Origin of the sequence: Permianibacter aggregans, assembly GCF_009756665.1 — a bacterium.
GTDB classification, from domain to species: Bacteria; Pseudomonadota; Gammaproteobacteria; order Enterobacterales; family Permianibacteraceae; genus Permianibacter; species Permianibacter aggregans.
Map to the genome: position 1 here is coordinate 562,185 of NZ_CP037953.1, position 19,524 is coordinate 581,708.

Below are 19,524 nucleotides of genomic sequence, written 5' to 3' on the forward strand. Positions count from 1 at the left end.
ATCGTTAATCGGCGCCGTGCGCCGGTTGTTCGTGCTCTTCTTCCTGCTCGGCGGCTTTTTCGCTGACTGCCATTTTTTCAATCAGCAGCGTACGAGTCGGGAAGGCGACATCAGCACCATGCTTGTGCACGATATTGAGAATATTCAGCAGCACGTCATGTTTGACCCGATTGAAATCGGTCCAACTGGTAACCGTGGTCAGCGCATTGAACAGGATGTTCAGCGAGGAATCGCCAAATGAATTGAAATAGGCGTTGGTGGCTTCTTCGTTCACCAGTTCCGGATGGGCGCGCATCATGTCGCGGATGTCGCTGATGATCGCCAGCATCCGATGCTTGTCTTCGTAGCGAATACCAACGGTTTCACGAATACGGCGATTGGTCATGCGAGTGACGTTCTCCACCGAAATCGTGGTGAACGTCGAGTTCGGCACGTACAACGGCCGCATGTCGATGGTGCTGATGCGGGTAATGCGCCAACCGATGTATTCAACCGTCCCCTCAACTTCGCGATCCGGTGAACGAATGTAATCACCGACGACAAATGGCCGATCCATATACAGGAAAAATCCGCCGAAGAAGTTGGCCAGCATATCCTTGGCGGCAAACGAAATCGCCAAACCACCGATACCACCAAACGCCAACACACCGGAAATGGAAAAGCCAACGGTTTGCAGCAACACCAGGCCGGTAATGATAAAAATACAGACTTTGGTCAGTTTGCCAACGGCTTCGATGGTGGTTTGGTCGAGACGACTTTCTTCGCTAGGTTCTTTCGATTTTTCGACCAGACGAAGGCTGACACGATTGGTCAGACGCAGCAGAAACCAGCCGAGCATCAGCACAATACCGATATCGCGAATCGTCGAGATGGCCTGATTGACGACGGCGACATTGTCGGCGAAGGCGTATTTCAGCGACAGCGCAATACCGGCGAGCCAAATCGACACGGTGATCGGTTTGTAAATCGCGCCCCAGACGGCGTCATCCCAAACCGATTCGGTGGCATCAAACTTGGTTTTGATCTTCAGGTCGATGATGCGCCATATCCAATGCACCACCGCAGTCAACAGAATAATGACCGTGACACCACCAATCCAGGCGGCGACACCGGACTGAGCAATCACCCAATCAATCATTTCGCTGAACGTAGGCAAAACAGATCTCCTTTGTTATTCGTTCATTCAAGCACGCAAGAACGGCTGGGCTTGCTGCCAACGGCGTTGCGCTCGTAATTCCGCGAGCGAAACAGCCGGTTGTTGCCGACAAAGCGAGACAATTCGCGCTTCCTGCTCGCGCGCAATGGTATGCGGTAAAGATTGCAATACGTCGATCGCGCCCTGACGATCATTGCAGACCAGCACCATGTCACAACCGGCACTGAGCGCGGCTTCGGCACGGGTGCGAAAATCGCCAACGACCGTGGCGCCTTTCATCGCCAAATCATCGGAAAAAATACAGCCGTTGAAACCGAGATCCTGGCGCAAAATCTGTTGCAACCAAACCGGCGAAAAACCGGCCGGCCGATCATCGACTTCCGGATAAATGATATGCGCCGGCATCACCGCACCGAGCGCGTTACTCAACATTCGGAACGGTTTCAGGCAATCATTTTCGATCTCTGCCAAAGCGCGCCGGTCGACCGGCACTTCGGTATGCGAATCGGCAGCGACAAAACCATGACCGGGAAAATGCTTGCCGGTGCCGGCCATACCGGCCTGCTGCATACCACGCAAAAACGCCGCAATCAACGCGACAACTTGTTCCGGTTCACGGCCGAAGCTGCGATCGCCAATGACTTCACTGTGGCCGAAATCGAGGTCGAGCACCGGCGCAAAACTGATATCGCAACCGACGGCGCGCACTTCGGCCGCCATTAACCAGCCTAGCACTTCGGCTCTTTTGATCGCCGCCTCGGTAAAACTGGCGGCGGCAATCTCGCGCATCGGTGGCAGGCGTGAAAAACCTTCTTTCAAGCGTTGCACCCGTCCCCCTTCCTGATCGACGGCGATCAGCAGCGGTCTTTTGGCTTTACGACGAATATCGTCACATAGCGCACTGACCTGTTCGGGCGTTTCGATATTGCGACTGAACAAAATCACCGCGCCGGTGACCGGATGGGCCAGAAGTTCCGCTTCTTCGGCGCTGATTGACGGGCCCTGCAAATCCAGCATTAACGGTCCAAGCCGCATGATTTACCTGCTAGTTCTCTGATCGATGGGAGTAAAACCGGGCATTTTAACGGATTTGGCCGGTCACTTCAGGGCTTTCATGCTGCGCCGCAGCGCAAGGCGGCCGGCTGTCGTGGCGGCACTTCCGTATAATCGCCACTTCTGTCCATCAGGGAGCCCCTTCGATGTTGTTACCGACCAAACGATTTCTACCCACTGTTGTTGCCGTCACCATTGCGCTGACGCTCACCGCCTGTCAGAGCGAGAAAATGGAAAACTCGCCAGTGCAGGCCGAAGGCGTAACCGCCGCCGATGCCGAGCAATTCGTCAACCATGCTGAAGCCGAACTGCTGAAACTGAACCTGGAAGCCCAAGCGGCCGCGTGGGTCGCGGAAACCTACATCACGGTCGATAGCGAAAAGCTGGCTGCCGATGCCAACGAGAAATTCATCGCCAAAGGCGTCGAGTTTGCCAATCAGTCGAAACAGTTTATTGGCATGAATCTGCCGCCGGTCACGGCCCGGAAACTGGAAAAAATCCGTCTGGCGCTGACCCTGCCAGCACCTTCCGATGCCGAGAAAACCAGTGAACTGGCGAAAATTGCCACCAAGCTGAACAATCAATACGGCGCTGGAAAATACTGCAAATCAGTGGATGGCAAAGAGACCTGCTTCAGCCTTGGTCAGCTCGAAGATCAAATCAGCTCAGCCGACAGCACGCCAGCCGAACGTCTGGAAGCCTGGAGCGGCTGGCACTCGGTGTCGCCAGCGATGCGTGAAGATTATGTACGTCTGGTCAACATCGCCAACGAAGGCGCGAAAGAACTCGGCTACAACGATGTCGGCGCGCTCTGGCGCTCGAAATACGATATGCCGGCCGATGATTTCGCCAAGGAATTGGACCGCCTCTGGGGTCAGGTTGAGCCGCTGTATCAGGCCCTGCACTGCCATGTGCGCGCCAAACTGAATGAAAAGTACGGCAGCGATGTGGTACCGGCCAACGGCCCTATTCCGGCCCATATGCTAGGCAATATGTGGGCCCAGCAATGGGGCAATATTTACGATGCGGTGAAACCTGAAGGTATCGGCAGCAGCGTCAATCTCGACAAACTGGTCGTCGCCAAATATGGCAACCCGACGACACTGACCGTCGACAACGTCAACACGCTGGACCCGAAAACGCTGCCGGAAGGCAAAATGGTTCTCGCTGGCGAAGCGTTCTTCAGCTCACTCGGTTTTGCCCCGCTGCCGGAAACGTTTTGGCAGCGTTCGCAGTTTTTGAAACCACGCGATCGTGACGTGGTTTGCCATGCCTCGGCCTGGGATTTGGACAACCAGGACGATATCCGCATCAAGATGTGCATCAAGATGAATGCCGAAGATTTCGTCACCATTCATCACGAGCTCGGCCACAACTATTATCAGCGCGCTTACAAGAACCAGCCGTTCCTGTTTATGGACAGCGCCAACGATGGCTTCCATGAAGCGATTGGCGATACCGTTGCCCTTGGCATCACGCCAAAATACCTGGTCGAAATCGGTCTGCTCGATAAAGAACCGGACGCCAGCGAAGACGTCGCGATTCTGCTGCGCCAGGCGCTCGATAAAGTCGCGTTCCTGCCGTTTGGCCTGCTGGTCGATCAATGGCGCTGGAAAGTCTTCAATGGTGAGCTGACGCCGGCACAATACAACGACGGTTGGTGGCAATTACGCGAAAAATATCAGGGCGTCAAAGCGCCGATTGCCCGCGATGCCAATGCCTTTGATCCGGGCGCGAAATATCATGTGCCGGGCAATGTCCCGTACTCGCGTTATTTCCTCGCCCACATCCTGCAATTCCAGTTCTACAAGGAAATGTGCAAGATGGCCGGCCACGACGGTCCCTTGCATCGCTGCACATTCTACGGCAACAAGGAAGTCGGCGAACGTTTGAACGCGATGCTGGAAATGGGCGCCAGCAAACCGTGGCAGGATGCACTGGAAAAAATGACCGGCCAACGCGAAATGGACGCCTCGGCTGTCGAGCAGTATTTTGCACCACTGAAAGCCTGGCTTGACGAGCAAAACGTCGGACGTCAATGCGGCTGGTAATCTTCATTTTTTCTTAACTCCCCATCCCCGGCAATCGCCGGGGATTTTTTTTCGTACAATGCTTCACTGAAATCGAGTTTCGGAGAGAGCCGTGAGCCGTTCCCGTGAATTGCAACAAGCCGTACGCGGCCAGCCGACCCAGGATGGCGCTGGTGTCAAACTGACCCGGATTCTGACTGGTCAATGGCAACAGCGACTGGATCCGTTTCTGATGCTCGATGAATTCCGCAGCGACAAGGCCGACGACTATATCGCCGGTTTTCCCGCCCATCCGCATCGCGGTTTTGAAACGGTCACGTACATGCTGGCCGGCAAAATGCGCCATCAAGACAGTGTCGGTAACGAGGGCGTCATCGGTCCCGGCGATGTGCAATGGATGACCGCCGCACGCGGCATCATTCACGCCGAAATGCCCGAGCAGGAACACGGTCTGATGCATGGCTTTCAACTCTGGGTCAATCTGCACTCGGACAAGAAAATGCAGCCAGCCGGATACCGCGAATTGGCGGCCGAACAGATTCCGGTGATTGATCTGGAAAACGGCGTGCAACTGAAGCTGATTGCTGGACGCTTTATGCAGCATGAAGGCGCTGTACAACGCCCGGACACCGAACCGCATCTAATGGATTTGCACTTGCCTGCCGGCGAACGTATTGAGCTGCCGCTGCCTGTCGCGCATCACGCGTTTGTCTATCCGTTTGTCGGCGATATTGAAGTCGGCGGTAGTGCGCGCCGTTTGCCGCTACAAACGATGGGCATTCTGGAGACGCATGCTGATGCTGACATGGTTCGCCTGAAAGCCGTCAGCGATGCCCGTATTCTGATTGTCAGTGGCAAGCCACTACGCGAACCGATTGTTCAGCACGGACCGTTTGTCATGAACAGTGTCGAGCAGATTTATCAGGCCATCAGCGATTACCAGCAAGGCCGCTTTGCCACGCCTCAGTGAGATACAGCGATTTGGTAGCCGGTGTACTTGCGGATATTGATCACGCCGGTATCGAAAATCAGATACTGGCCTTTTATACCAAGCAAACTGCCCTGCACTTCCGGTGTTTTGTCCAAATCGAATGAATTGATTTTTTTCAAATATTCGGTGACGGGATAGCGCAAGGTTTGCACCGGTTCGTTGACGGCCTGAATCGCCTCGTCGCCGACATCACCTCGAATCGCATCCAGAGCTTCGGCGGCTTGTATCACCAGCCGGTCGCGTTCCTGTTCCAAGTCCAGCGGCGCCGCATCACCTTTCAGCATCGCGCGCCAGTCGGTGCGATCATTAACGAAAGCCCGCAAGGCATTTTCCACCAATCCGGATTGATAACGGGTCTGCACCCGAAAAATCGGAACCGCTTGGGTGGCGCCTTGATCGATCCAACGAGTCGGGATTTGGCTGTGACGGGTAATACCGACTTTCAAGCCAGAGGAATTGGCCAGATACACCACATGCGGAATCATGCAGTTCGCTTCGCCCCACTGCGGCTCGCGGCAAGTGCCTTGGGCGTAATGGCAAAGCTCTGGTTTGACAATGCAGGAGTCACACTGGGCCAGGGCACGAAAACAGGGATAACAATAGCCCTGGTTAAAACTTTTCTTTATCGCGCGATTGCAGTGGGTGCAATGAATGATGCCGGAAAAATGCAGCCGCAAAGATTGGCCAATCAACGGATTCATCGGCAAATAAAAATCGCCCAGTGGCAGTTGATATTCCACCGGCTCGTGCAGTTGCACGCGCATCTTGTCGAGGTTTCCGGCGTATTCCGGCATTGCTTTTCGATCCTGTTTGCGGTCAATGGCGGTATTATGCGTCACCCGCTACCGAATCGCGAACGCCTTCGATGAAACGCTTGCTGCTTGCCTTCAGTCTGCTTTGCTCGTTTCAGCTCATCGCCGATGACGCCATCAGCATCCGGCCGTTCGTTACCGATGGCTGCAGTGCGTTCCCGGATGGCACGCTCGCCGACCGCCAGCGCTGGCAGGACTGCTGTATCGCTCACGATTTGGCCTACTGGGCAGGAGGCACCAGAGAAGATCGAAAGGCGGTCGATGAAGCGTTTGCGCAATGCATCGCCGAACACAGCGATATACGCTTGTCGGAAGCGATGCGTATTGGTGTGCGTTTCGGTGGTTCGCCGATCTTTCCGACCAGTTATCGCTGGGGTTATGGCTGGCCGTTCTGGCGCGGCTATGCGCCGTTAACCGAACAGGAAAAACAACAGATTATTGATGCCATCGATCGCATGCCAGCGGATGCGCTGGAAGTTCGCAACGAATGGCAGTTGTTGGATTTTTCCGGCTGGAAAAAGCCGCCGATCAAATAACGGCGGCCAACTCAGCTCCCTGACGAATCGCGCGCTTGGCATCGAGTTCGGCGGCGACATCAGCACCGCCAATGATATGCACAGTGACACCAGCGGATTTCAGCTTGTCGTACAGATCGCGGTTCGATAATTGGCCGGAACAGTTGATCACGTGATCGACTTCGAGACAGCGGGTTTCGCCATTCTGACTGATCCACAAGCCCCGATCATCAATGCGTTCATATTGCACACCGGTCAGCATTTCGACGTCATTCATTTTCAAACTGGCGCGATGAATCCATCCGGTGGTTTTGCCCAAGCGCTTGCCCATTTTTTCTTCTTTACGCTGGCACATGATGACTTTGCGTGCCGGTTGCAGGGCGGGAGTTTCGGTCAGCAATGCGCCGCGCTGCTGGTATTGCTTGTCGACGCCCCACTCCTGCAAAAACGCCTCGGTACTCGGGCTGTGGCCATTTTTCGCCACCAGGAATTCGGCCATATCAAAACCGATACCGCCGGCACCGATGATCGCGGCGGTTTTTCCTACCGGTTTACCGTGCAGTAAGACATCCGGATAACTCAGCACTTTCGGGTGATCAATACCCGGAATCGAAGGGTTGCGCGGCACGACACCTGTAGCCAAGACCACTTCATCAAAACCATTGGCAATCAGTTGTTCGGCACTGGCAGGCTGTGACAAACAGACTTTGACGCCGGTCAGTTCCAAACGACGTTTGAAATAGCGCAGCGTTTCGTAGAACTCTTCCTTGCCCGGCACTTTCTTGGCGATATTGAGCTGGCCACCGAGCTCGGCTTGCGCTTCGATTAAGGTCACATCGTGGCCACGTTCAGCCGCGTACGTCGCGAAACTCATGCCGGCAGCACCGCCACCAACGACCGCCAATTTCTTCTTTTTCGACGCGGTCGCAAAATTCAATTCGGTTTCGTAGCAGGCACGCGGATTGACCAAACAACTGGCTCGATGATTGACGAATACATGATCGAGACAGGCTTGATTGCAACCAATGCAGGTATTGATTTCATCGCTTTTATTGGCCGCGGCTTTACGGACAAAATCGGCATCCGCCAACAAGGGTCTGGCCATCGACACCATATCGGCGTCGCCACTGGCGAGAATTTCCTCGGCAACTTCTGGTGTGTTGATGCGATTGGTGGTGATCAGCGGAATACTGACTTCACCTTTGAGTTTTTTTGTCACCCAGGTAAACGCGCCGCGCGGCACCATGGTCGCGATAGTCGGCACTCGCGCTTCATGCCAGCCGATACCGGTATTGATGAGCGTCGCGCCAGCTTTTTCGATGGCCTTGGCCAGCATCACCACTTCTTCCCAGGAGGAACCATCCGGCACCAGGTCGAGCATCGACAGGCGATAAATGATGATGAAGTTCGGGCCTACCGCTTCGCGGATACGACGGACAATCTCGACCGGAAAGCGCATCCGGTTTTCATAAGCGCCGCCCCATTCGTCGCTGCGTTTATTGGTGCGGCTGACCAGAAACTGATTGATCAAATACCCTTCCGAGCCCATGACCTCGACCCCGTCATAGCCGGCTTTCTGGGCCAAACGAGCGCAGTTGACGTAGTCGCGTATGGTTTTCTCGACGCCACGCCGACTTAGTTCGCGCGGTTTGAATGGCGTGATCGGCGACTGGATTTTGCTCGGCGCCACCTGAAACGGGTGATAGGAATAACGACCACCATGCAGGATCTGCAGCGCAATACGGCCACCGGCTTCGTGTACCGCGTCGGTGACAATACGGTGTTTACTCACCTGCCACGGAAAGCTCAATTGGGTCGCAAACGGTGCCAAGCGCCCGGCCAGATTCGGCGCAATTCCGCCGGTGACCATCAACGCCACACCACCTCGTGCCCGTTCAGCATAAAACGCCGCCATTTTACGGAAACCGTCTTTGGCCTCTTCGAGATTCGTATGCATCGAGCCCATCAGCACCCGGTTGGGTAAGGTGCAAAAACCGAGATCCAGGGGCTTCAACAGATGGGGATAACTCACGCGACTGCTCCGACCATTGACTAAACCGCTGCAAGTGTAGGGATTCCAGGGTTTGTCGACAAGCGTTCGGCGGTAAAACTTCGATACAAATTCTCCGACCAATGAATGAAGTAAATTTTCCTTACTTTTCAATTAGATAAGAGACAACTTCAGCATGCTGCGGCATTCTGGCACCGCAGATCATGGGATTCCGGCCTGCAGTTCTCTACACTGGCGCCCTCTTTGGGTTTTTACGGGTAAATCATGGAACGTCGTAGAAGTTTGCCGGTTCGAATGCTGATCGGGTTCTGGAATCTGGTCAATGGCACCCGCCGCTTTGTATTCAATCTGATTTTCGTTTTTCTATTGGTGATCTTTGTCTCTGCGATTTTCACCGACAAGGGCCCGAAAGTCGAAGACGGTAGCGCGTTGGTGCTGGCGCCACGCGGTATGGTTGTTGAAGAAGCGATTCACCTGAATCCGTTTGAACAACTGATGAACGATCTCAGTGAAGATCGTCCACCGCAAACCGAATTGCGTGCGTTGTTAACCGCGCTGCGTAAAGGTGCCGAGGACAAGCGCATCAAAATGCTGGTGATTGACACCAGCGAAATGCTCGGTGCCGGCCCATCGAAACTGGCCGAGTTGCGCGATGCCATTGTCGAATTCAAAGCCAGTGGAAAGAAAGTCATTGCGCGTGGCGACTGGTTCAGCCAAGCCGGTTATTACCTCGCGGCGCAAGCTGACGAGGTTTATATCGACAGCTATGGCGGCATCGACATCACCGGTTACGACCATACCCGCACGTTCTATAAATCTGCGCTGGAACGTTTTGGCATCAAGATGCACGTATTCCGCGTCGGCTCCTACAAGTCTGCCGTTGAACCCTACTTGCGCGATGACATGTCGCCAGAAGCCAAGGCCAATGCCGAAAAATGGCTGAATGTGCTGTGGAACGGATATAAAGCCGATGTCGCGACGATGCGCAAGCTGACGCCAGACGATATCCAGCAGTATGCCGATAACATGGGCAAGCTGATGGCCGAGCAAGGTGGTGACGCCGGTAAGATGGCGCAAGCCCTTGGCCTGATTGACGGATTCAAGAGCCGTATCGAATGGCGCGACTACCTGAAAGAAATGGTTGGCAGCAATGAGGACGGCAAATCTTTCAAACAAGTCGACGCGATTGAATACGCTGGCCTGTTCCAGGACTTGAATCTGCCAGGACAACCGACCGTCGGCGTCATCGTTGCCCAAGGCGTTATCGTTGACGGCGAAGGAGAACCGGGCACTGTCGGTGGCGATCGTGTCGCCCAGCTGATTCGCGATGCCCGTGAAAACGACGACGTCAAAGCGATCGTGCTGCGCGTCGACAGCCCTGGCGGATCGGCCTTCGCCTCGGAAGTGATTCGTCGCGAATTGGTGGCCACCCAGGAAGCCGGCAAGCCGGTCGTGGTCAGCATGAGCACGCTGGCGGCCTCGGGTGGTTACTGGATTTCTGCGACCGCTGACGAAATCATCGCCAGCCCATGGACGATCACCGGTTCGATCGGCATTTTCGGTATGTTCCCGACCATTGATGGCCTGATCAATGAATACGGCATTCACCGCGACGGCGTTGGCACCACCAATCTCGCCGGCGCTTTCGATATCGGCCAACCGCTGAATCCGAAAGTCGGCGACATCATTCAGGCAGCAATCAACCACGGTTACGAGAAATTCCTGAGCTTGGTCGGTGAAGGTCGCGAAAAAACCCGCGACGAAGTGCATGAAATCGCCCAAGGCCAGGTCTGGGCCGGTGAAGATGCGCTGAAAAACGGCTTGGTCGACAAGCTCGGCAATCTGGATACGGCGGTGAAAGCCGCCGCTGAACGCGCCAAGCTCGGCGACAAATACCGGATGCGCTATTTGCAGAAACCGTTAACCCCGGCACAGGAATTCGTTCGCGGCTTGACCGCCAGCGTAAAAGCCGTGCTGCCGGAATCGACCGACACGCTGCCATCACCATTACTGATGCAGGCGAAATTGGCGGCCAAACAAGCCAAGGAAGTCATGCAAATGAATGATCCGCGCGGTGTATATGCACACTGCATGTGTGAGCTGTAAGCTGGCTTGAAGAAAAAAGGCGACGATTAAAGTCGCCTTTTTTCATGTCAGCACATTTTCAGATAGAATTTCACGCCGATTTCCCCGTTGCTGTCCGAGTGCCACATGAGTCGAAAATCCGTCTATATCGCCCATACCGGCGGCACCATTGGCATGAAAAAAACACCACAAGGCTATGCGCCAGTTCGAGGCTATCTCGACGAAGTCATTCGCCGGATGCCGGAATTTCAGCTCGACGATACACCACGGGTCGTGGTTCGCGAGTTTGAAGAGTTAATTGACTCTTCAAACATGACCCCCATTGAGTGGTGGAAGATCGCCGAAGACATTCGCGATCATTATGACCAATTCGATGGCTTCGTCATTCTACACGGTACTGACACGATGGCTTATACCGCATCGGCGCTGTCTTTCATGCTGGAGGATTTGTCCAAACCGGTTATTGTCACCGGCTCGCAAATCCCGATGGGTGAGCTGCGTTCCGATGGTCGCGACAATCTGGTCGGCGCGGTATTGATGGCGGCAAATTACGCGATTCCGGAAGTCGGATTGTTTTTTCATGATCGACTTTATCGTGGCAATCGCAGCCAGAAAGTCGATGCCAATGGTTTTCACGCCTTCGACTCGCCAAATTTTCCGCCACTGGCCGAGGCTGGCATTGACTTCACCATTAATGAACATCTACTGCTGCCGGGACCGAACAAACCATTCAATGTCCGGCAACTGACCCCTCCCCGACTGGCTACATTAAGTCTTTTTCCCGGTATCAGCGGCGATATGATTCGGCAATTTATCCAGCCGCCGGTGCAAGGCCTGATTCTGTTGACCTATGGCAGCGGAAACGCTCCCTCAAAAGACCAAAATTTTCTGGCCGCACTGGCGGAGGCCAACCAGCGCGGAGTCATCATCGTCAACTGCACTCAGTGTTATCGTGGCAAAGTGGATATGGAGACATATCAGTGCGGACAAGTATTGAAGCAACACGGAGTCATCAGCGGTCATGACATGACGCACGAAGCCGCCCTAACCAAGCTTTATTACCTGTTCTCTCTGGGACTCTCCATTCAAGAAATCAAAACTCGAATGCAACAGAATATCCGCGGCGAGTTGACAGAGTCTTGACTTTGATTTTTGCTGAAAAATCACGTGGGTATGGAAACCTTCATGCAAGTCGCTGCATCGCACCAATACTAAACCCATCTTTTCTTAATCAGAGCAGCGAGCTACGGCTTTGCGAAAGGTTCCCAGCTCGCTCCTAACAGAACTGCCAATTTTGCACGTTGAAAGCGTAAACAGACAGCGCAAACCATGACGTAACAAACACTATTCTCTGCGCAACTACGGTCTTTCTGCATGCTATCCAGCATTACCGGCGGCTTATCAGGCGAGGTTTTCCGGTCAGAGAGGTGGTGAGTCGTCCGAAACAAATAATTAATAATTATTTAAGAATTTTGTTGTTTGCAACGACAGTCAATTGTTAGACACTCCCGTAGCGTCTTTCCCTCACCACACAAACCTGAGCATTGGAGTGCGAAAATGAAACAACTGCTAACGATAGTTTTGCTGACAGCCGTAACCATGGGATGTGCATCGACAGTATCGGAATCAGCCAAAGTGGGTACAAACAAGGCAAACACAGAGGCCACAACGCCAGGTAAAAGCGTCGCCGAACTCGACAAGGTCAAGTGCACCAACGAGCAGAAGACCGGTACGCGATTGAAATCGAAAATCTGTATGACCGATAGAGAACGACAAGCGGCTCGAGAGCAGGCCCAGCAGGCTGTTTCTGATCACATGCGAAAAAGCAGTTTGGAAGGTGCACAACAGTAATCCCGTAATCAGCCGTGACGCGATACCCCCGGAAATACCTGCGCCTTTCGCTCATATTTCCGGTTAATCGCTTACCCCCCTTTCATGACACTTTGCTTATTTAAAAGTCCCCGCTGATTGCGGCAAGAGGAAGCATATACACAACTTGCTGACTACATAGGCCACTCGACGATCTTACCAATGACTCCATCGCAGATTTTTGCGGAGAATTGCCTAGGAAGCTTCGGATGGCTTAGTCAGTTTATGTCTATCCAAATAATGTTGAAGGTATGTAAACTCCGGCATCACTGTTCCGTTATAGACAATCACTGCCCGCTGTAACTCTTTGCCTAGACCGGAGTGTGTCAGCGTCTGATTCAAATCCATCTTGACCAACTCCGGCACATATCGCGTCAGTATGGCCGAGAAATGTCGCGAGGCATCGACCGGTAATTCACACGGCAAGTTGTCGATAGCCATGACGCTGATGCCGTCGGCATGAATGCCATCCTGAATGCCGTCGTTCTCGACAAAGTAGCTATAGGCCGGCTCGTCAATCGTCGAGATTTTTTTCGTGCATTTCAGGCTGCCGTTGACGTCGCAGGAAATATCACCGACCACCAATGGCAAAGCTTGCATGTTCTCATTCATACGGGCGATATCGAGGTGGGCCGGATATTTATCGGTCCAATACGGCGTTTGAATCAGCAGCTCAAACTGACCGAGCAAGCGATCAAAAATCGAGCGGTATTGCGCTTTACCTAGTTGCAAATACTCCTGGTAATCAAACGCGCCGCCACCAATGCGCTCATGTAAATGCCGAGCACTGGCGACACTGAACCAACTGGATTTCGGTGCCTTCTGCGCCAACACCTCGTCAATGGCGACTTCCGGCAAACCGAGCCACTGGCACACTTCTTTGGCGCCTTTGCCGACATTGCCGGTGCCGACGATCAGCACATGCAAAGGTTTATCATTGGTGACTCGTAATTGCGCCAGTTCGGATTTGATTTCTGACAGCGATGGATAATCCTTGGTTTGTTTGATGCGCGCATAAGCGGTTGGCTTGCCCATTTTCAACCACTTCTGACCAAGCACAAAAAAGCTGTCAATGGCGCCAGCGATGCCGGCAAAGCGCCCGAAGGCAATGGTACGCACACCGCGCTCATCGACGATTGGTTCATAGTCGATCAGTGTCGCCCGCTGATCGATAAATTTCTGCAGCAAGCCCATATTGTAGGGCTGCCCCTTGATGGTATGGGAAAAACAGAGATGCACCTGCTGGGGTGCAATCGAAGCGACCGGAGGTTCCTTGATACCAAGCACCAACTGAAAATTTTCCAGATCGTTATGCAGTTCGGCACCCTGCGCTTTGTAAGCTTCGTCTGGAAAGGCGCGAATCGAGCACGGTTCGACAGCGACCGGAATCTTCTGCGCTGCCAATTGCGCTATCGACTCCGGCACTAACGCGGCACGACGCTCCCAACGGTTTTTATGTTCCCGGCGAAGAATCGTGCGTAGCATCAGTTAACTCCCTTTGTTTGCGTTCCTTGAACAGAAAAATCGGTTTCAGTTCAACGTGATCTTGAAGGTATCGCCAAACGCCGCTTGCAATCGCTCGCGCTCGCTGTCACAGGCAAAGCGCATTTCACCATCGGCAGAAATCGTGTACGGCTCGTCACGATCGGCATCATGGCGAGATTGCCAAATCATCAATGCCTGAATCAGCATTTCGCGCTGTTCGTCACTGACTCGAGAGCCATCCGGCCAGCGGCCAATTTCAACGGCTGTTTGCAGTTGCTGGTACAACTCTGGCGTGATCTGATCGACCATTTGCTCAATATTCATGACTTCAACTCAACGATTAAATCCGTGGGCACTCAATAACCGTCGCCCATCAACACCTGACAAACCCCCAGCACCGTCCATGGACCACGGCTGCCATCGACACGCGGCATCGGTCGGTAGCGTGGCAAACCATCCGGTTTCTTTTCGTTGTTCAACGTATCGCGAATCTGTCGAACCAGTTTCGACACGGCGATTTGCGCCGGCCAGCTGCGATAGGCATTCGGCCAGTTCAACGACAGTTGACGCGGTCGCGTGCCGCCGTAACCGGGCACAGTACCGAGCGCAGCGAAATGCGCGCCGATTTGTTGTTGACCCGCTTCCACCAGCAGGAAATCGAGACGTGACAACAGTGACGCCGAAACGCGGCTGTTCCAGCCGGCGAGCGCGCCGTCCTCCGATTCTTTGTGGGCGGTGGAGAAACAGGCCAGCCAGGTCCAGCCGCTGTTCATTTTCGCTTCGGCATCGGCGTTTTGCGCCAGCGCCGCCGCGACCACTTTGCGAACATTGTCCGGCGTTACCTGACGCTGCGGCACACCGAACAGATTGAAAATTTCATTGGCGATTTTCACCGCCAGAAATTGTTCTTCAACAGTCCACGCACGATTTTCTTCGACGGTCTGCGCCAAAAGCTTTGCCCGGTACAACAGCGAATCGATAATGAAACCGAACCCGGTATGCCCGATACGGGGTTTCGGCCAGAAAAAGCGCAATAATCGGTTATCCCAGCCGGAAACTGGGTCGCCGACCGCCTGACGCTGGTACATCGGTTGATACGGATCTTCATCAATCCAGCGCACCAGCGCCTTGATGTAAGCCTCATCGGCATCACCGGCTTTCGGTACCAATGGCGGATAAATGCTTTCGCCAATGACGCAATTGCCAGCGTCGTCGATGACCACCGGATCATCGCTGCTGGTTTCGATATCGGCCTGCACCCGTGCTTCCGCGTAGACGAGGTACATTTCTTGCGCGACGAAAGACAAGGAATCCCAGTAATCGAGCGCCTGGTCGGTCAGACGGGCGCCCGGCACCGACTCGCCCTGTTCATCAACAAAGCTGCAGGAGCGGAGCAGCGCCGGGTTCAAGCGCATGAATTCATCAGTAGCCTGAACTGTATTGCGGTAAGGCCACGGCACCATCAGCCGGGCTATGACATCGACACTGAAGCGATAACCGCGGTCAAGCAGCTCACACAGCTTGCCCTCCTGCTCGCGACAGGGAATGCGGCCTTCGCGCCAGCTCGATGGGTCGGCATGAAAGCGTTTGAACCAGACCTTCCAGGCGGCAACGAAAATGCCTCGGGAAATCTGGTAATTGGCCGCATTGGGAAAGGTCACCTGCATGATTCAGCGTGTTCAGGTCGTTTTGGGGCCTACATGATAGGCGTTGAACGGTTTCAAGGGAAACCGGCAGTACTGGTTAATGGCTCAAATCACAAATTTCAGTGCCACCAACACCAGCATCACCGAAATGCCGGTACGCACCAGCGCATCCGGCAGACGATGGGCCAAGCGGGCGCCAACCAGGATGCCAGGAATCGAGCCCAGTAACTGGTAGCCAAGCATGCCGAAATCGGTATGGCCAAGGGTGAAATGGCCAAAGCCGGCCAGCAATGTCAGCGGCACGGCATGGACAATGTCGGTGCCAACCAGCGTGTTTGGCTGCATGCGCAATGGGTACAGATAAATCAGCATCGCCGCGCACAAGGTACCGGCACCAACCGAAGTCAGTGTCACAAACACGCCGATGAAGGCGCCGGCCAGTACCGTCAACACCGGTTGAATGCGCTTGAATGCGGTCGGCGTTTGTAATCGTTGGCTGGTACCAAAGCGATGCAGAAAATTTTTCAGCAGCATGGCCAATGCCGCCAGCAACAGGGCAACACCGAGCGCAAACATCAGGGTCTTGTCGTTGTGCAAGGCCGAACTGGTATCGCGCAAAAACAAAATAACGATGACGCATGCCGGCAAACTGCCGAGCCAAAGCCTGCGCACTACTTGCCAATCCACCGCACCAAGCACATGCACCTGCAGGCTGCCGACCACTTTGGTAGCCGTAGCAAACCACAGATTGGTGCCAATGGCGACACCCGGCGCGACACCGAAGAATAGCAAGGCAATCGGCGTCATCAGTGAGCCGCCGCCGATACCGGTCAGACCGATAATGATGCCGACCAACAAGCCGGCCAGCGTAAAGCCCCACTCCATGATGTCTCCTGTGACGATGAATTCCCACGCGTGATTGGGCCGCCACTGTGCGCAAAGAAGAAGCCGACAACAAGCGCTTTGCCGGCATATCGATAGGCGGGATGAATCATATCCCGGCGACAACTCTCAGGTATCATGACGACCAGAATTTATTTCAACTTGCCACTGCCCCACCTGAGATCATGAGTCTGAGCCATATTCGACGCCTGGAAGCCGAAAGCATTCACATCATCCGCGAAGTGGTCGCGGAAACCCGCCATCCGGTCATGCTGTACTCAATCGGCAAAGACAGCGCTGTGATGCTGCATCTGGCGCTGAAAGCGTTTTATCCGGCGCGTTTGCCGTTCCCATTGCTGCACGTGGATACCCGCTGGAAATTTCGCGAGATGTACGCCTTCCGGGAAGAAATGGTCAAGCGCCACGACCTGGATTTGCGTGTACACATCAACCCGGAAGGCGTTGCCCAGAACATCAACCCGTTCACCCACGGCTCGTCGGTGCATACCGACGTCATGAAAACCCAAGGGCTGAAGCAGGCACTGAATCATTACGGTTTTGACGCCGCGTTCGGTGGCGCCCGCCGCGACGAGGAAAAGTCGCGCGCCAAAGAGCGGGTGTTTTCTTTCCGTAACGGCCAGCACCGCTGGGATCCGAAAAATCAGCGCCCGGAATTGTGGCGCCTGTATAACGCCCGTCTGAACCCGGGCGAGTCGATTCGAGTGTTCCCGCTGTCCAATTGGACTGAACTCGACATCTGGCAATACATCGCGCTGGAGAATATTCCGATTGTGCCGTTGTATTTCGCCAAGCCGCGCCCTGTCGTCAAACGCCATGGCAGTTTGATCATGGTTGATGATGACCGGATGCCACTGGAGCCCGGCGAAAAACCGGAATTGAAATCGGTGCGCTTTCGTACCCTCGGCTGCTACCCATTGACTGGTGCGGTTGAATCGAACGCCACAACATTGAATGACATCATTCAGGAAATGCTGCTGGCGCGCACTTCCGAGCGCCAGGGTCGCGTCATTGATCACGATGCCTCGGCATCGATGGAAAAGAAAAAACAGGAAGGGTATTTCTGATGAGCCTGTTACCGGAAAACACCGCACTGAACGTGCAGGAATACTTGCAAAAACATCAGCAGAAAACCACGCTGCGGTTGATCACCTGCGGCAGCGTCGATGATGGCAAAAGTACGTTGATCGGCCGTTTGCTGTATGAATCCAAACAGCTTTTCGATGATCAGTTGGCAACACTGGAAGCCGACTCGAAACGTGTCGGCACCCAAGGCGGTGCGCTCGATTTTGCCTTGCTGGTTGATGGCCTGGCGGCCGAGCGTGAACAAGGCATCACCATTGATGTCGCCTACCGGTATTTTTCCACTGACGAACGCCAATTCATCATTGCCGACACACCAGGGCATGAGCAGTACACCCGCAACATGGTCACCGGTGCATCGAACGCCGATTTAGCCATTCTGCTCATTGATGCCCGCAAAGGTGTGCTGACGCAAACCCGCCGTCACAGCTTTCTGTGCTCACTGGTTGGCGTCAAACATATCGTGTTGGCCGTCAATAAAATGGATCTGGTCGATTACCAGCAGTCGGTGTTCGAGCGCATCGTCGAGGCGTATCAATCGTTTGCGGCACAGCTTGGTTTCGCCAGTGTGCACGCGATACCGATGGCCGCGCTGCGCGGTGACAACATCATTGATGCCAGTAAACAAACGCCCTGGTATAAGGGCCCGAGTTTGCTGACTTATCTGAATCGGATAAAGCTCGAAGAGCAATCCAGCGACGCGCCATTCCGTTTTCCGGTGCAGTGGGTCAATCGGCCGAATCTCGATTTCCGTGGTTTCGCCGGCACCATTGTCAGCGGCAAAATCAGCGTTGGCGACCCCATCAAGGTGCTGCCGTCCGGCAAACAAAGTCGCGTCGCACGCATCGTGACCGCTGACGGTGATTTGGCCAGCGCTGGAAAACATCAGGCCGTGACGCTGACGTTGGCCGATGAACTCGATATCTCGCGCGGCGATGTTATCGCCAGCAGTGAATCGCCACCAGCCGTTGCCGATCAGTTTGAAGCGACGATTGTCTGGATGGACGAACATCCCCTGCTACCCGGCCGCCAATATCTGATCAAAATTGGTCCAAACACCAGCAACGTCACGATCACCGATATCAAGCATCAGATCAACGTCAATACGATGGAACATCTGGCCGCGAAAAAGCTGGAGTTGAATGCCATTGCCGTTTGCAATATCAACCTCGATCGCGCCATTGCTTTCGACCCGTATCTGCAAAACCGCGATATGGGCGGGTTCATCCTGATCGACAAACTCAGCAACAACACCGTTGGTGCCGGCACCATCCAGTTTGCTCTGCGCCGCTCGCAAAACATCCACTGGCAACACATCGACGTCAGCAAGAAAGCGCGCAGTGAGCTGAAACATCAGCAGCCCTGCCTGCTCTGGTTCACCGGTTTGTCAGGTGCCGGCAAATCCACGATCGCCAACCTGGTCGAAAAGAAACTGCATGCCCTCGGCAAGCACACCTACTTGCTCGACGGCGATAACGTTCGCCATGGTCTGAACAAGGATCTGGGCTTTACCGATGCCGACCGGGTCGAAAACATTCGCCGTATTGCTGAAGTCAGCAAACTGATGGTTGATGCCGGTCTGATTGTTTTGACTGCATTCATTTCGCCGTTCCGCTCGGAACGCAGAATGGCCAGACAGTTGTTTGCCGACAACGAGTTTCTGGAAATCTTTATCGATACGCCGCTCGCTGTCGCCGAACAGCGTGACCCGAAAGGCCTGTACAAAAAAGCCCGGGCAGGTCAGCTAAAAAACTTTACCGGTATTGATTCACCCTACGAAGCGCCGGAGCAGGCGGAAATTCATATTGACTCGACCAAGCTGTCAGCGACCGAGGCCGCCGACCTGATTGTTGAGAAAATATTGAACAGGCGTTAAAAAAAACGGCAG

Annotated in this window: 16 protein-coding genes; 8 read left to right on the forward strand and 8 right to left on the reverse strand. The window is 54.3% G+C overall.

The window, feature by feature from the left end:
- Positions 1-4 precede the first annotated feature (4 nt).
- Together E2H98_RS02660 and nagZ are read right to left on the reverse strand one after the other, a co-directional pair.
- Positions 5-1,156 carry a mechanosensitive ion channel family protein gene (locus tag E2H98_RS02660; RefSeq protein ID WP_133587534.1) on the reverse strand — a complete coding sequence of 384 codons (1,152 nt, stop codon included), beginning with the start codon at positions 1,154-1,156 and terminating at the stop codon, positions 5-7.
- 27 nt (positions 1,157-1,183) lie between these two features.
- Positions 1,184-2,191 (reverse strand): beta-N-acetylhexosaminidase, encoded by a 1,008-nt coding sequence (gene nagZ / locus E2H98_RS02665; RefSeq protein WP_133587536.1) that lies wholly within the window; start codon positions 2,189-2,191, stop codon positions 1,184-1,186.
- Between the two features lie 164 nt (positions 2,192-2,355).
- Between nagZ and E2H98_RS02670 the strand changes: the two genes are divergently transcribed.
- Both E2H98_RS02670 and E2H98_RS02675 read left to right on the forward strand, forming a co-directional pair.
- A complete protein-coding gene (locus E2H98_RS02670) occupies positions 2,356-4,260 on the forward strand; it encodes a M2 family metallopeptidase (RefSeq protein ID WP_133587538.1) in 1,905 nt (634 codons plus the stop codon).
- A gap of 91 nt (positions 4,261-4,351) precedes the next feature.
- The gene (locus E2H98_RS02675; RefSeq protein WP_133587540.1) at positions 4,352-5,209 is read left to right on the forward strand and encodes a pirin family protein; all 858 of its coding nucleotides are present in this window, start codon (positions 4,352-4,354) and stop codon (positions 5,207-5,209) included.
- Here the strand turns inward: E2H98_RS02675 and E2H98_RS02680 are convergent.
- Positions 5,203-6,024 carry a DUF2797 domain-containing protein gene (locus E2H98_RS02680; protein WP_133587542.1) on the reverse strand — a complete coding sequence of 274 codons (822 nt, stop codon included), beginning with the start codon at positions 6,022-6,024 and terminating at the stop codon, positions 5,203-5,205. The two genes, E2H98_RS02675 and E2H98_RS02680, sit on opposite strands and share 7 nt — an antisense overlap.
- 71 nt (positions 6,025-6,095) lie before the next feature.
- Here E2H98_RS02680 and E2H98_RS02685 point away from each other — a divergent pair, with 71 nt between their 5' ends.
- Positions 6,096-6,578: a hypothetical protein gene (locus E2H98_RS02685; RefSeq protein WP_198325217.1), complete on the forward strand. Its 483-nt coding sequence runs from the start codon at positions 6,096-6,098 to the stop codon at positions 6,576-6,578.
- Here E2H98_RS02685 and E2H98_RS02690 read toward each other — a convergent pair.
- On the reverse strand, positions 6,571-8,589 hold the full coding sequence (locus tag E2H98_RS02690; protein ID WP_133587544.1) for an NADPH-dependent 2,4-dienoyl-CoA reductase: 2,019 nt from the start codon (positions 8,587-8,589) through the stop codon (positions 6,571-6,573). The genes E2H98_RS02685 and E2H98_RS02690 overlap by 8 nt on opposite strands.
- A 243-nt stretch (positions 8,590-8,832) precedes the next feature.
- Here E2H98_RS02690 and sppA point away from each other — a divergent pair, with 243 nt between their 5' ends.
- From sppA to E2H98_RS02705, 3 genes are all read left to right on the forward strand, one after another.
- Complete coding sequence (sppA, locus tag E2H98_RS02695; protein ID WP_133587547.1) at positions 8,833-10,674, forward strand: signal peptide peptidase SppA; 1,842 nt, start codon at positions 8,833-8,835, stop codon at positions 10,672-10,674.
- Between the two features lie 105 nt (positions 10,675-10,779).
- On the forward strand, positions 10,780-11,796 hold the full coding sequence (gene ansA, locus E2H98_RS02700; protein ID WP_133587549.1) for an asparaginase: 1,017 nt from the start codon (positions 10,780-10,782) through the stop codon (positions 11,794-11,796).
- Between the two features lie 414 nt (positions 11,797-12,210).
- A complete protein-coding gene (locus E2H98_RS02705) occupies positions 12,211-12,504 on the forward strand; it encodes a hypothetical protein (RefSeq protein ID WP_133587551.1) in 294 nt (97 codons plus the stop codon).
- A 213-nt stretch (positions 12,505-12,717) separates the two neighbouring features.
- Here E2H98_RS02705 and E2H98_RS02710 read toward each other — a convergent pair whose 3' ends face one another.
- The 4 genes from E2H98_RS02710 to E2H98_RS02725 all read right to left on the reverse strand — a co-directional run bounded on the left by E2H98_RS02710 (position 12,718) and on the right by E2H98_RS02725 (position 16,538).
- A complete protein-coding gene (locus tag E2H98_RS02710) occupies positions 12,718-14,007 on the reverse strand; it encodes a Rossmann-fold NAD(P)-binding domain-containing protein (RefSeq protein ID WP_133587553.1) in 1,290 nt (429 codons plus the stop codon).
- 45 nt (positions 14,008-14,052) lie between these two features.
- Positions 14,053-14,331 carry a YeaC family protein gene (locus tag E2H98_RS02715; RefSeq protein ID WP_133587555.1) on the reverse strand — a complete coding sequence of 93 codons (279 nt, stop codon included), beginning with the start codon at positions 14,329-14,331 and terminating at the stop codon, positions 14,053-14,055.
- A 32-nt stretch (positions 14,332-14,363) separates the two neighbouring features.
- The gene (locus E2H98_RS02720) at positions 14,364-15,674 is read right to left on the reverse strand and encodes a hypothetical protein (protein ID WP_133587557.1); all 1,311 of its coding nucleotides are present in this window, start codon (positions 15,672-15,674) and stop codon (positions 14,364-14,366) included.
- 84 nt (positions 15,675-15,758) lie between these two features.
- The gene (locus tag E2H98_RS02725) at positions 15,759-16,538 is read right to left on the reverse strand and encodes a sulfite exporter TauE/SafE family protein (protein WP_198325218.1); all 780 of its coding nucleotides are present in this window, start codon (positions 16,536-16,538) and stop codon (positions 15,759-15,761) included.
- Between the two features lie 179 nt (positions 16,539-16,717).
- Between E2H98_RS02725 and cysD the strand changes: the two genes are divergently transcribed.
- Both cysD and cysN read left to right on the forward strand, forming a co-directional pair.
- On the forward strand, positions 16,718-17,620 hold the full coding sequence (gene cysD, locus E2H98_RS02730) for a sulfate adenylyltransferase subunit CysD (RefSeq protein ID WP_269769314.1): 903 nt from the start codon (positions 16,718-16,720) through the stop codon (positions 17,618-17,620).
- The gene (cysN, locus tag E2H98_RS02735) at positions 17,620-19,512 is read left to right on the forward strand and encodes a sulfate adenylyltransferase subunit CysN (protein WP_133587561.1); all 1,893 of its coding nucleotides are present in this window, start codon (positions 17,620-17,622) and stop codon (positions 19,510-19,512) included. Before cysD ends, cysN begins: the two co-directional genes overlap by 1 nt.
- The last annotated feature ends 12 nt before the right edge of the window (positions 19,513-19,524 follow it).

Excerpts from the sequence above, each read along its gene's own strand:
- nagZ (WP_133587536.1), bottom strand. The coding sequence starts at position 2,191 with ATGCGGCTTGGACCGTTAATGCTGGATTTGCAGGGCCCGTCAATCAGC.
- E2H98_RS02670 (WP_133587538.1), top strand. The coding sequence starts at position 2,356 with ATGTTGTTACCGACCAAACGATTTCTACCCACTGTTGTTGCCGTCACC.
- E2H98_RS02680 (WP_133587542.1), bottom strand. The coding sequence starts at position 6,024 with ATGCCGGAATACGCCGGAAACCTCGACAAGATGCGCGTGCAACTGCAC.
- E2H98_RS02685 (WP_198325217.1), top strand. The coding sequence starts at position 6,096 with ATGAAACGCTTGCTGCTTGCCTTCAGTCTGCTTTGCTCGTTTCAGCTC.
- sppA (WP_133587547.1), top strand. The coding sequence starts at position 8,833 with ATGGAACGTCGTAGAAGTTTGCCGGTTCGAATGCTGATCGGGTTCTGG.
- ansA (WP_133587549.1), top strand. The coding sequence starts at position 10,780 with ATGAGTCGAAAATCCGTCTATATCGCCCATACCGGCGGCACCATTGGC.
- E2H98_RS02705 (WP_133587551.1), top strand. The coding sequence starts at position 12,211 with ATGAAACAACTGCTAACGATAGTTTTGCTGACAGCCGTAACCATGGGA.
- E2H98_RS02710 (WP_133587553.1), bottom strand. The coding sequence starts at position 14,007 with ATGCTACGCACGATTCTTCGCCGGGAACATAAAAACCGTTGGGAGCGT.
- E2H98_RS02715 (WP_133587555.1), bottom strand. The coding sequence starts at position 14,331 with ATGAATATTGAGCAAATGGTCGATCAGATCACGCCAGAGTTGTACCAG.
- E2H98_RS02720 (WP_133587557.1), bottom strand. The coding sequence starts at position 15,674 with ATGCAGGTGACCTTTCCCAATGCGGCCAATTACCAGATTTCCCGAGGC.
- E2H98_RS02725 (WP_198325218.1), bottom strand. The coding sequence starts at position 16,538 with ATGGAGTGGGGCTTTACGCTGGCCGGCTTGTTGGTCGGCATCATTATC.
- cysN (WP_133587561.1), top strand. The coding sequence starts at position 17,620 with ATGAGCCTGTTACCGGAAAACACCGCACTGAACGTGCAGGAATACTTG.